General features: G+C 61.0%; 7 protein-coding genes. 6 read left to right on the top strand and 1 reads right to left on the bottom strand.

The genetic code is table 11. The annotated features are described in order from the left end of the window. Positions 1 to 167: 167 nt before the first annotated feature. Positions 168 to 1,661 carry a YifB family Mg chelatase-like AAA ATPase gene (locus tag QRN31_RS09800; protein ID WP_285431714.1) on the top strand — a complete coding sequence of 498 codons (1,494 nt, stop codon included), beginning with the start codon at positions 168 to 170 and terminating at the stop codon, positions 1,659 to 1,661. Positions 1,662 to 1,667: 6 nt separating this feature from the next. Here QRN31_RS09800 and QRN31_RS09795 read toward each other — a convergent pair whose 3' ends face one another. After that, the gene (locus QRN31_RS09795; RefSeq protein WP_285431713.1) at positions 1,668 to 2,882 is read right to left on the bottom strand and encodes an aldose 1-epimerase family protein; all 1,215 of its coding nucleotides are present in this window, start codon (positions 2,880 to 2,882) and stop codon (positions 1,668 to 1,670) included. Positions 2,883 to 3,147: 265 nt separating this feature from the next. Between QRN31_RS09795 and QRN31_RS09790 the strand changes: the two genes are divergently transcribed. From QRN31_RS09790 to QRN31_RS09770, 5 genes are read left to right on the top strand one after another with little or no spacing between them, the layout of a single operon-like run. Next, positions 3,148 to 4,536, top strand: a complete 1,389-nt coding sequence (locus tag QRN31_RS09790) for an SrfA family protein (protein ID WP_285431712.1) — start codon at positions 3,148 to 3,150, stop codon at positions 4,534 to 4,536. A gap of 17 nt (positions 4,537 to 4,553) precedes the next feature. Beyond that, on the top strand, positions 4,554 to 7,619 hold the full coding sequence (locus tag QRN31_RS09785; protein ID WP_285431711.1) for a virulence factor SrfB: 3,066 nt from the start codon (positions 4,554 to 4,556) through the stop codon (positions 7,617 to 7,619). Beyond that, positions 7,616 to 10,327: a putative virulence factor gene (locus QRN31_RS09780; RefSeq protein WP_285431710.1), complete on the top strand. Its 2,712-nt coding sequence runs from the start codon at positions 7,616 to 7,618 to the stop codon at positions 10,325 to 10,327. The genes QRN31_RS09785 and QRN31_RS09780 overlap by 4 nt, the downstream gene beginning before the upstream one ends. 3 nt (positions 10,328 to 10,330) lie before the next feature. Beyond that, positions 10,331 to 11,347 (top strand): hypothetical protein, encoded by a 1,017-nt coding sequence (locus QRN31_RS09775; RefSeq protein ID WP_285431709.1) that lies wholly within the window; start codon positions 10,331 to 10,333, stop codon positions 11,345 to 11,347. Then, a complete protein-coding gene (locus QRN31_RS09770; protein WP_285431760.1) occupies positions 11,347 to 13,338 on the top strand; it encodes a vWA domain-containing protein in 1,992 nt (663 codons plus the stop codon). The genes QRN31_RS09775 and QRN31_RS09770 overlap by 1 nt, the downstream gene beginning before the upstream one ends. Positions 13,339 to 13,346 lie beyond the last annotated feature (8 nt).

Raw genomic sequence — 13,346 nt, 5'->3', positions numbered from 1 at the left:
CTCATCCCGCGACTGATTACGTCGCAAATCCCCACTCCCTTACGCTTCACCCATCAGAAAGACACTCGCAACATCCTGCGAAAATTTGGCGCCTGCGCCGTCACGCGTCTACGACTACCCTTCAAAAAACCGCAGGAAGCGGTTCCCGTAAAGCTCAAGGAACGACCATGTCCCTCTCCATCGTCCACAGCCGCGCCCAGATTGGCGTGGATGCGCCCGCCGTCACCGTCGAAGTCCATCTGGCCAACGGCTTGCCATCGCTGACGATGGTGGGTTTACCCGAAGCGGCGGTAAAGGAAAGCAAGGATCGGGTACGCAGCGCGATCATCAACTCGGGTCTGCAATTCCCGGCGCGGCGCATCACGCTGAATCTCGCGCCAGCGGACTTACCGAAGGATGGCGGACGGTTCGACCTGGCGATTGCCTTGGGGATTCTGTCCGCCAGCGTGCAGGTGCCAACGTTGACGCTGGATGACATTGAATGCCTGGGAGAGTTGGCATTGTCCGGCGCGGTACGGGCCGTGAGAGGTGTGTTGCCGGCTGCGCTGGCGGCACGCAAGGCCGGACGCTCGTTGATGGTGCCACGGGCGAACGCCGAGGAAGCGTGCCTGGCGTCCGGGCTGAAGGTGTTTGCCGTGGATCACCTGCTGGAAGCCGTCGCGCACTTCAATGGACATACGCCGGTCGAGCCCTACGTTTCCAATGGCTTGCTCTACGCCAGCAAACCCTATCCGGACTTGAATGAGGTGCAAGGACAAATCTCTGCCAAGCGCGCATTGCTGATTGCGGCGGCCGGGGCTCACAACTTGCTATTTAGCGGACCGCCAGGAACCGGGAAAACACTGTTGGCGAGTCGGTTACCGGGGCTGCTTCCCCCGTTAGCCGAAAACGAGGCGTTGGAAGTCGCAGCCATTCAATCCGTCACCAGTTGCGTGCCCCTGAGCCACTGGCCGCAGAGACCCTTCCGCCAGCCCCATCACTCGGCTTCCGGCCCTGCATTGGTGGGTGGCGGATCGAAGCCGCAACCCGGCGAAATCACCCTCGCCCATCATGGCGTGCTGTTCCTCGACGAACTTCCAGAATTCGATCGCAAGGTGTTGGAGGTTTTAAGGGAGCCGCTGGAATCAGGGCACATCGTGATTTCCCGCGCCAAGGATCGCGTGAGGTTTCCGGCGCGCTTTCAACTGGTGGCCGCGATGAACCCGTGTCCCTGTGGATATCTTGGCGAACCCAGCGGCAAATGCAGTTGTACACCGGACATGGTCCAGCGTTATCGCAACAAATTATCGGGGCCGCTGCTGGATCGGATCGACCTGCACCTGACTGTCGCCCGAGAAGCCACGGCTTTGAATCCTGCGCTCAAACCCGGCGATGACACCGCCACTGCTGCGGTATTGGTCGCCGACGCCCGGGAGCTTCAAAACAAACGCCAAGGCTGTGCCAACGCCTTCCTTGATTTGCCCGGGCTGCGTCGACACTGCAAGTTATCCACAACCGACGAGGCGTGGCTGGAAACTGCTTGCGAGCGTTTGACCTTGTCACTCAGGTCAGCCCATCGACTGCTCAAGGTCGCACGCACGTTGGCGGATCTTGAACAGATCGATGGGATCACCCGCGAACATCTGGCGGAGGCATTGCAGTATCGGCCAAGCACAAACTGATGAAAGTCATTCCTTGGAGAGATCCACCAACGGCGCCTGTCTTACCTCAATCTCCCGCCCACCCTGAATCTCGCTCACCCGCTTCAGCGCCTTATCCACAGCCCCTTTGTCCGCCAGCAAGCTATACCGGATCTGAAACTGCTTCTGCTCTTTAACCCCAATCATCGGTACCAACCCAAGCGGCCGCTGATACCGGCGGTTGTAGGAAAAGCTCGTCCCAGGCTCCAATCCGGTGACATACCCCTGCCCTTGCGTATCGGTGTTCTTCCACAACGAAAACACTGGCAACTGCTGAGTATTGAACCCAACCGACACCCCAAGGCTCCCGGCCTTGTTATGCAGCACGGTCAGCGTATCGCCCTTGGTGTCGCCGTAAGGCACGACGTTGTAAACCGTCTCGTCGTAGTCCTTGGTCGGCGCACGGTAAGTCTGCCAATCCGGCAAATCCCCTTTGGCCTTGTCGTTGAATGGCGAAACCTGTTTCACCGGCGCCACAAACCGTGCGCCCTGTTCCAGGAACGGCGTGCTGAAGTTGCTGTGGTACAGCGCCTGGTATTCCTTCGGATAGTCGCCGTTGTTGGTCAGCGTGTCGTTGAGGGCGAACGCGACGCTGCCGGGTTCGGTGACCAGTTCGGTCGCGACGGAGAAGTCGACTTTCTTGAACGCCTGCTCTTTCAGCTCGCCACGCAGGCTGATGGCATAAGGCGGTTTTTCGTCGATGTGCAGGGTGACTTTGCTGGCGGGGATGTTGGCAGCGCGGCCGTGCAGGGTCAGGAGTTCGCCGTTGTCGATGCCGGGGTGGCCGACCCACTCATAACCACAGCGGGCGACCAGTTCGTTGAAGCCTTCGAGCCAGCCCAGTCCGCCTCGGCCGTTGAGTTCGATGAAGGACGGATTGACCACGTCCTTGACCGGCGAATCCCAGCCCATGCGCACATCGCCGACAGATGCTTGCAGGACGTTCATCCCGCGAGTCGGTACCACCGAAAGTTTCAGCGCGCCGTTATCGATGTCGACGATGCTGACGCCCTCCTGCCGGCCACCGTGCAAAGTGCGCAGGGTCACGGAGAAGGGTTTGTCGGTTTTCACGCCGAGTTGCTGGCTGGTGATCTGCCAGTTCTGGGCGGCTTTGTCGCTGTCGAGCAGCACGTAATCCCAAGCCATGGCGTGGGAGGCAGCGGTCAGAGCACCGAGAGCGATGGCAAGTTTGAGCGGGGTCATGGGGAAGCCTTTCTTGGAGTTGTGCTTTTTTATAACGCTGATGAAACGATTCAGCAAGATTAAAAAGCCTACGCTCGCGCCTTCCCAAGCGAATTTAAATTGACCCCATGCAACCTCCGCACGCTTACGCTAGTCTCATACGGTTTTGGACCTCCGGTTGATTGACGGCGACATCATTATGACATTAAGGTCGCCTGCTAATTGCAGGAGCAAGCGCAGACACCTTTGTCTGTCATTTTTGCGCAACGAAACATATGGAGTTTGAATGCGCGGGGCACTATTACGCAGCGGTAAGAGCGGGTCATTCACAGCCCTGGGCGAGACAGGTCAACCGGTCTACCGGGCAGCCCTGCAATTGCGCGAAGCCATTCGCCGCAAGAACCCTGAAATGGTCGATCATCTGGCCATCCCTCAAAGCGATGAACTCGGCAACCAGATCGACTGGTACAGCGGCCTCGACGGCGATGTGATCCCGTGGAGCAGCGCGACCGAAGAAGAACGCGCTCCGGCCCGTCGCCAACTTGAATCGCTGAAAACCGCGCTCGAGGAATTGAGCCAGCGTTTTCTGGTCACTGACTCCGGCGAACAGCAGCAAGGCGACAAAGCCGTGTTCGGCAAACTGCTCAAGCGCGTGATTCATTTCCCCGATGAGAATTTCGTTTACCTGGTGCAAGGCAAGCCGGTGTTGACCTTTTGGGGTTTCGAGCATGCCGGCACTGGCAACATCGATCCCCTGCACTGCCTCTATCAGGTTCCGCCCGCGTTTACGCTGCCCCCTGTGGTCGAAGCCGCGCCTGTGGTTGCGCCCGTCGTGCCGGTGGTTGCTCGTCCGTGGTGGCGTCGCTGGTGGTGGCTGTTGCTGCTGCCGTTCCTGCTGCTGCTTTTGTGGCTGTTGCTCGGTTTGCGCGGTTGCGTGCCGATTCCGTTGGTCGCGGTAGACCTGCTGCCTGAGGGCATTGTGCCGGTGGAAAAACAGCGGGAAGAGCCGCAACTGACCGGCAATGCCACGACGTTGAACGGCGTTCCGGTGACGGGCACAGTTGTAGGCTCCACCATTGGAACCGGCACCGGTACCGCTGTGACCGAAACCCGTGACGTGGAAGCGCCGGCGGTCGATGGCAACGAGGCTGATGCAGCGCCGGCCGACCTGGCCAAAGACCCTGCCAAAGACGCAGCCAATGACCCGGCAGCCGAAGCCCCAACCGCGCCACCCGAAAACAAAACTGCGCCGCCGGATATCACATCGCCCGAGGCCGAAAAATCCGCCGCCGCAAAACCCGGCCCTCCCCTGAGCATTCCGCCAGACGCCGCCGACGGTGCCGCCAAGTTCCTCGACGGTCAGTTCCGCGCCGGTGCCGGTATTCAGGATCGTCGAACCGGCAAACCCCTGCGTCTGGAATACCAGCTCAAGGACGGTAAGGGCGAAGTCACCGTACACCAGGCCGACGGCACGAAATGCACCGGGCCGGTGAGCGCTACTATGAAGGGTGGCAGCCTGGCCATCGACAGTCAGGGCCAGGCCGTGTGTGGCGATGGCAGCACTTACGACATGCCCAAGGTCAACTGCCGCAAAGGGGCGACCACAGTCGCAGACTGCACCGGCGGTTATGGCAAAGAACAATTCCCCATGTCCATGCGGCACGTGGCCGAATAAAGACGGAATAACCCGACATGTTGCCTGAAGTCACCCAATTCGAAGACACCGTCACGCTGGTCAGCGACACCGGCATCCAGTTCATGGATTTCGCCCTGCGCCTGGATCCTCGCAAAGAACCGGCGGGCGAGTTCGCGCCGATGATCAGCGGGTTGATCTGCCGCCTGTCGTACAACGAAGAGAAAGACTTCTTTTTCTACGAGCCAGAGCCGGAAAAAATCGAGAAGGCCAAACCTGCGTTCAGCGTCGACATGAAAAGCAGCCTCGAGCTGCTCGACGGTGTCTGGCTGCCGACCCCGTTTTTCCGTTTCATGCCGCCGCACCGCTTCGACGAAGGCCCGACCAACTGGTCGCGCATGCGCCTGGTCAAACTGGCGACACCCGACATTGACGGCAACACCCACCGCCTGACGATGGCCTTCGACAGCCGCGTGATGCCCAAGCGTGACGGCACCGCTTACCTGGCGCCAAACGAAGAAGACATCAGCTCCGGCGTGTCCTTCAAACTGGCGACGAAGGCCAGCGAAACCCGCTGGTTCCTGGCCCAGCCGTGGGTCAACGAATGGCTGTTGGAAGTGTTCAACGAGGGCAATGCCCACCGCTCGCGCGCAGAGCTGGACACCGACATCCGCGCCAACTATCACTTGGCGCACTACCTCAACTTGCTGAGTCTGCTGAGCAATCCGTCCGCCGCCCAGCAGTCGACGACCCGTGCGAAAGTTGAAATTCCTGAGCTGAAAGTAGTCGCCAACGACAGCAATGGTCTGGTCAAACCGATTCCGGTGGACCTGGTGCTGGACGTCGGCAACTCGCGCACCTGCGGCATTCTGATCGAAAACCATGGTCAGGCCGGCTCCGGCCTGAAGCAGAATTACGTGCTGGAACTGCGCGACCTGATCACCCCCGAACACACCTACAACCTGCCGTTCGAAAGCCGCGTCGAATTCGCCCAGGCGTATTTCGGCAAGGACCACTGTTCGGTCAAGAGTGGCCGGCACGATGCCTTCCAGTGGGCGACGATCGCCCGGGTCGGCAACGAGGCCAGCCGTCTGGCCAGCCGTCGTCGCGGCACCGAAGGCTCCACCGGCCTGTCCAGTCCGAAACGTTACTTGTGGGATGAAAATGCCTACGGCCACGGCTGGCGCTTCAACTGCTCATACATCAAGACTGACAGCGAGCCGTACGCCACCGCCGCGCCGTTTTCGCACCTGATCAACGAAACCGGCGAGGCGCTTTACAGCCTCGAAGAAGATGATCGCCTGCCGGTGTTCATGCCGCGTTATTCGCGCAGCTCGCTGATGACCTTCATGCTCGCCGAAGTGCTGGCCCAGGCGCTGTCGCAAATCAACAGCCCGGCCCAGCGCTCGCGACAGGGGCATACCCGTGTGCCGCGCCAGCTCAACAGCATCACCCTGACCGTGCCGCCGGGCATGCCCCAGGCCGAGCGCAGCATTCTCAACGAACGCATGCTGCAAGCCATCGGTCTGGTCTGGAAAAGCCTCGGCTGGCACGTCGGCGAAGAAGACCCGCATCAGGATCAGGCCGTCAGCCCACGCACGCCGATCCCGAGCATCCGCGTGGAATGGGACGAGGCCTCGTGTGGCCAGTTGGTGTACCTGTACACCGAGGTCAACGAAAACTTCGCCGGTCACCCGGAAGAATTTTTCGACACCATCGCCCGGCCAGACAAGACTGACCGCGAACGCATCACCCTGGCGACCATCGACATCGGCGGCGGCACCACGGACCTGGTCATTACCGACTACCGCCTCGACCGCGCAGGCAATACCGGCAGCGGCAGCAATGCGCACATCGTGCCCGAGCAGCGTTTTCGCGATGGTTTCAAAGTGGCCGGCGACGACATCCTGCTGGACGTGATTCAGGACTTCATCCTGCCAAGCTTCGAGAAAGCCTTGCAGAACGCTGGCGTGAAAGCCCCGGACTCATTGATGTCGCGGCTCTGTGGCGATGAATCGGTCAGCGCCCAGGACATGATTCTGCGCCAGCAATTGAACCTGCAGGTGTTCGCACCGCTGGGCCTGGCGTTGCTCAAGGCTTACGAGCATTACGATCCGCAAGTACCGCAGGAAGTCAGCCCGCAAAGTTATCGCCAATTGCTGGGCGACAACGCGATCAGCAAGACCGTGCTCGACTACGTCAACGCCGCGGTGCGCCGCGATGTCGGTGGCCAGAGCGGTTTCGACCTGTATGAAGCGCTGATCGGCTTTGATCTGCAGAAGCTCCACGCTGCGTTCCTCAACGGCCAGATCAACATCACCAAAATCCTTGGTGCCCTGTGTGAAGTGGTCGCCTATTACCCGTGCGACGTCTTGCTGCTGACCGGCCGCCCTTCGCGTCTGCCCGGTATTCAGGCGTTCATTCGCAAGGTGCTGCCGCTGCCTCCGGGGCGCATTCTGGCGCTGCAAAACTACCGCACCGGCGGCTGGTATCCGTTCCACAAGAACGGCCGGATCGACGACCCGAAAAGCACCGCGTCGGTTGGCGCGATGCTGTGCCTGTTGTGCGCCAACCACAGCGTGCCGAACTTCTACTTCCGCTCTTCGGCGCTCAAACCGTATTCGACGGTCAAGCACATCGGCGTCATCGACCTGAACAACGTGATCAAGGATGCCGATGTGCTGTACCGCGACATCCAGTCCGAAGACTACAAAATCAAGCTGCCGGAAATCGGCAGCGGCGACGATGCCGACACGCCACAGCTGGAAATGCGCGGCGATCTGCGCCTCGGTTTCCGCCAGTTGGCCGCTGATCGCTGGGCCGCCTCGCCGCTGTACACCTTGCGGTTCACCAAGGCTGGCCGGGAGAAGTTCTCCCGCGCAGTGGGTGAAAACGGCAGCGCGCCGCTGCTCAAGGTGCGCTTCGAGGTCAAGCCGGCGGACAAGTACACACGCAAGCAGGATCTGGTCAGCGACCGCCTCTCGGTCCGCGACATCGAATCCAACAGTAGCAATGTCAACTTCAACCCGCGCAGCGACCTCGAGCTGGAACTCAACACCATGCTTGACGCCGGCCTGAGCGAGACCAAGTACTGGCTCGACAGTGGAAGTGTGAAACGCAAATGAATGACCTGACCCCCGATCAAACTCAGCTCTCTGCCAGTTGGGCCGCTGTTTATGAAGGTGCCGGTCAGGCGCTGGAATGGATTGGCCAGACGCGCGGCAACGCGCCACGCCTGGACAGCGAAGCCGACAACCTGAACATCCGCCTGCACCGTGCCCGCAACCTGGCTCACAGCCTGGGTCGTGTGGCCTGCACGCCGATGACCATCGGCTTTTTCGGCTTGTCCCAGGCCGGCAAGTCCTACCTGATTTCGGCGCTGGCGGCCGGCCGGAACGGCAAACTGGAAACCGATTTCGGTGGCCAGCGCCTGGACTTCATCAAGCACATCAACCCGGTGGGTGGCGGCAAGGAAGCCACCGGCCTGGTGACGCGCTTCAGTCGTCGCGCCACGCCGAGCCAGGATCCGCAGTTCCCGGTCGAGCTGACACTGTTCAAGGAAATCGAGCTGGCGAAGATTCTCGCCAACTCCTGGTTCAAGGATTTCGACCTTGAACGAATCTCCTACGAGATCGACGAAGAGCGTATCCAGCGCGTGCTGAAACCGTTCGAAGGACGCGAGACCGGGCCGTTGCAGCCGGGCGTCAGCGCCGACGACCTGGTGTCGCTGTGGGATTACCTGCGGGACAACTTCCGTAATTCGGTGAAGAAGCTTGAGCACCTGTATTGGCCCACGGCGTTGCAACTGGCGCCGCGCCTGAACTTCCAGGAGCGTGCCGAGCTGTTTTCCATCCTTTGGGGTGAGCAAAGCGAGCTGACGCGGGTGTACCAGCAACTGGCTGGCGCACTGCACAAGCTGGGCCTGCCCGAAACCGTATTCGCCCCGCTGCACGCCTTGGTGAGTTTCGAAAACGACACCTACAGCCAGCGTGACAGCATCATGAACGTCGACATCCTCGAGCGCTTCGGCAGCCCGCAGGACTTGCCAATCGACGTGCGTCCCCAGGTCGATGGCCGCCTGCAAAACAGTCAGGGCATCCCTGTCGCACAACTGGCAGCACTGACTGCCGAGATGACCTTCGGCCTGATCGAGGCTCCAGCGGACGACATCGTCAACCAGGTCGACTTGCTGGACTTCCCCGGTTATCGCGGACGCAAGAAGCTGCACGAGATCGCCGACTCCAGCGACCCCGAATCAAGCACCAAGGACAACTCGGTCTCGCAGCTGATCCTGCGTGGCAAGGTCGCCTACCTGTTCGAACGCTACACCGACAACCAGGAAATGAACGCGCTGGTGGTCTGCACCGGCTCGACCAAGCAGAGCGACGTCAATGACGTCGGCCCGGTGCTGACGCGCTGGATCGAGAAGACGCAAGGCGCCGATGCCGCCGCTCGCAGTAAACGCGACACCGGCCTGATCTGGGCGCTGACCATGCTCGACCTGCGCATCACCAACTCCCTGAGCCTGACCCCCGATCAGTACGACGAGAGCTGGAACGGCATGGTCAAGCTGACCATGCTCGAGCGCTTCGGCAGCCTGAGCTGGATGAACGATTGGGCCGGCACACCGTTCCAGAACACCTTCCTGGTGCGCAAACCGCGCATGGACGCTGCGTTCATCGTGCAAGACGAAAGCGGCGCCGAGACCGGCCTCAATGCCAGCTACCAGGAACGTGTCGACGCCCTGGGCGTGAGCTTTGCCGAGAACGAACTGGTGTGCAAACACATCAACAATCCGGCCAATGCCTGGAAAGAAATGCTGCGCAACGATGACGGTGGCATCAGCCACTTCAGCAGCAGCTTCAAGGGCGTGGCCAACATCGAATTCAAGTTGCAGCGCATCCGCGAGCAATTGAGCGAATGCCTCGAAGGCCTGACCACTCACGGCCTGAGCACTTGGTATCACGCCGACGGCGACGGCGCGGCAGCCGCCAAGAAAGCCCAGGCGCAGATGATTCTGACCGGCCTGGGCCGTCGTCCGGCGGTGCTGGGTGAGCTCATCGATCAACTCGACATGCCGAGCGAAGAGGTGCGCGACCTGTACCTCAGCGGCGTGTACGAAACCGAAGACGACCTCGTCACCAACGATGAGCCAGTGGCCCCGACACCGAGCCAGAGCCTGTATGGCAACGACGCCGGTTTCGATTTCGATTTTGGCGACGACCCGAGCCACGAATCGCCAGTCAGCAGCAAACCCCAAACGCCGGCTCCGGAGCTGCAAAGTAACGAGCACCGTTTTGCCAAAGCCGCTTTCAAGGCCTGGATCGCGCACCTGCGCGAGCTGACCGCCCGCCAAAGCCTGCTCAACCTGCTGGGCCTGGAAAAGGCCTTGCTCGAAGCCGTGGTCGACGAACTGATCACGGCCGGTTACCGCCAGGACCTGCCGGGCCAACTGAGCCGCGCGGTGCTCAAGCGTGCGCAAAGCGGCGCGCGACGCGATCAACTGGTCGAGCGCCAGGTGCTGGAAGTGCAACGCGTGCTGCGCGATTTCGTGTCCTGGTTCGGCTACCTGCAGAAACCGGTGAACGAGCGCCCGAATAGCCGCGCTGGCGCCAAGGCGCCATTGTTCTCGTTCTACACCGACATCGGTCCGGGACAAGTGCCTGAGCTGCCGCCGCATCCAGCGAACCAGGCGCAACGGTTTCTCGGCGACTGGCTCTCGGGCCTGGCCTACATCACCCAGGACAACGCCGGCCATGGCGCCGGCCGCGAAATCACCCCTGAACAGAATGAACGGCTGGGCCATGTGCTCGCAGCCTTCACAGCGAGATAAGCAATGCCAATTCGTGTCGACCTGCTCGCCTTAGAACCCAACGTGCCTGGCCAGGCATACCTCACCGTGAAGAAATGGCAGGGTGGCGAAGAACAGCTGGAGTTTTCCATTCAGCGCAACCAGGACGGTTTCTACCTCCAGGACCGCAAGGCCTGGAGCAACAATCCGTTCTGGTTCAAAGTCTCACGCTTCAATGTCACCGCCAGTGGCGAAGGCCTCCAGGCGCAGGTCGGCCCGGAAGTGGTCGACCCGCTGCTGGAAGGCAGCGCCAGCTCGCAATTCCAGATCGAACTGCGCGAACAGAGCCTCGGCCACGCTGACAAAGGCGTGGTTCGGCCCGGTGTAGGTTTGCTCGCATCCACCGCTGGCGGCCAGACGCGCTCGACGTATGGCGGTGCGGACCTGACAGCGCCCAGTGCGCCGGAGCCAGAGATTCCAGAGCTGCCGGAGCTGGTCCTGCACACTGCCGAGCCGGAAATCGTACTGGAATCGGTGCCCAACGAACCTGCCTACAACCCGCCACCGCCCCCGGTGAAGAAAAGCAAAAAAGGCCTGATCGGCCTGGCGCTCGTGGTGCTGTTGCTGGTGGCCGCCGCCGTCGGGTTCTGGCTTATGAAACGCACCCCGGCCGCTGTCCCGGTTGTTGCAGCCGCTGCACCTGCGGGTGCCGATGCACAAGCCTGCACCCTGGAAAGCATGAACAGCCTGCCCGAACTGACCTTCGTCCAGACCTGCATCAAGGCGGCGCCGGACAGCGCCAAGTTGCTGGAGATCATCAACGAAGCCAAGGCCGGCAAGCATTGCGGCGTCGCCCAGCGTCTGTACGCCAACCGTGCCCAGGCCGGTGATGCGCTGATCGCCAACGCCTATGCCCGCGAATATGACCCGAAATACTTGAAAGCCAGTGAGTGCTTCCCGGTCGCGGACAACGCCACCGCCGCCTACTGGTATGAAACCATCCTGACCCAGGACCCGAACAACGCCGAAGCCAAGCAGCGTTTTGAGGAGTTGCAGAAGTGATGCGCTCTCCCGTGAGTCGATTCCTGCTGAGCGGCGCCGCCCTCTTGGCGTTGTGCATCAGCCCGCTGTCCCAGGCCGATGACAAGCCGCTGATCCAGACCGGCAAGAAAACCTTGTTCCAGCGCGTTCTGACCACGCCGGGCTGCAAAATCAGCCCGAGCGCAGGCGGAACGGCGGGTGATGAGCAACCAGTCTTCAGCCGTTTTTATGTGTACGAACGTGCGCAAGCGGCCAACGCCGAATGGCTGAAAGTCGGCCCCGACAGCTATGGCAAAACCATTGGCTGGCTACCGGCGAGCTGCACCACCGACTGGAAAATGCAGCTGACGCTGGCCTTCACCAACCCGGCCAACCGCGACCGCTTGTTGTTCTTCAAGGACCGCGCCACGGTCGAAGGCATCCTTGATGCGCCGGACCCGGTCAGCAAAGTTGCTCCGCTGCGGGCCTCCCTGAAAAAAAGCCAGCAAGCCCCAGGCGTGCTGGCCCAGGAACCTGAATACTTCGTCGACCTGCAAAAGCAGTTCTACCTGCTGCCCATTTTGAGCGGCGAAGAAGTCATGACCGAAAGCGGTTTCCGCACGCGCCTGCTCAACGTCGCCTCGGTCAGCAAACCGGATGACAAGAACGCCAAGGGCGGCGCAGCCAACAACGCGGCCGGCGGTAAGGACCCCGAGGACAAAAAGTCCAATCAGCTGAAGGAATTCAGCGCGGCGGTGGTGTTTGTCATCGACTCGACCATCTCCATGGACCCGTACATCGATCGCACCCGCGAGGCGATCCGCAAGGTCTATCAACAGATCGAGTCGCAGAACCTCGGCAAGCAGGTCAAGTTCGGCATGGTTGCGTTCCGCTCCAACACCCAAGCGGTGCCGGGGCTGGAATACACCACCAAGATGTACGCCGACCCTACCAAGGTGAAAGACAGCGCCGACTTCCTTGCCAAGGTCGCCGACCTCAAGCAGGCCAAAGTCTCCAGCAGTAGCTTCGATGAAGACGCTTTTGCCGGCGTCATGGAGAGCATCGACAAGGTCGACTGGAGCCAGTTCGGCGCACGCTATGTGGTGCTGATCACCGACGCGGGCGCCATCGAAGGCGACGACAAGTTGTCCAAGACCGGTTTGAGCGCCTCGCAGGTTCGCCTCGAAGCGGCCAATCCGGGCGTGGCGATTTACACGTTGCACCTGAAAACCCCGGCCGGGGTCAAAGACCACGCCAAGGCCGAAGCCCAGTACCGGAACCTGTCGACCTACCCGGGCACCAACACCTCGCTGTATTACCCGGTGAACGCCGGTGACGTTCAGGAGTTCGGGCGCAAGGTCGACGCCTTGGCCACCGCGATCACCTCCCAGGTGAAAGCCGCCTACATGGGTGAAGACGCCATCGGCAGCGCCGCGAACGCCAAGCAGGACCCGGCCGAGAAGAAAATGCTCGAGGACGCAGCCCTGATCGGCCACGCCATGCAGCTCGCCTATCTGGGCGAGAAGACCAACAGCAAGGCGCCGCCGGTGTTCAAGGCATGGATCACCGACCGCGACCTGATCAAGCAGAACATCCCCACCACCGATGTGCGGGTGCTGCTGACCAAATCCCAGCTCAGCGACTTGAGCGACGTGATGAAGAAAATTCTCGACGCGGCCAACGAAGGCCTGATTTCGCCGACGGAAATGTTCGATCGCCTGCGTTCGGTTGCCGCGACCATGGGCGCCGATCCCAATCAGCTCAAGCAGATCAGCAACGCCAAACTGGCGGACATGGGCGTGCTCGGCGAGTACCTCGAAGACCTGCCCTATCAGAGCGAAGTGCTGAACCTGGATGAAGAAACCTGGAAGAGCTGGGACGGCCTGGCGCAGGAGAAATTCATCCGCACGCTCAATACCAAACTGCGGCACTACCAGCGTTACAACGCTGACGTCGACCGTTGGGTGGCTTTAGCCAAGGACAGTGATGCGCGGGACAACGTGTATCCGGTGCCACTGGAAATGATGCCTTAACGAGACGC

The sequence above is a fragment of the Pseudomonas sp. fls2-241-R2A-110 genome (genome assembly GCF_030209165.1).
Classification (GTDB): Bacteria; Pseudomonadota; Gammaproteobacteria; order Pseudomonadales; family Pseudomonadaceae; genus Aquipseudomonas.
The sequence above is the reverse complement of the archived record's forward strand: the minus strand, read 5'-3'. Positions and strand labels throughout refer to the sequence as shown.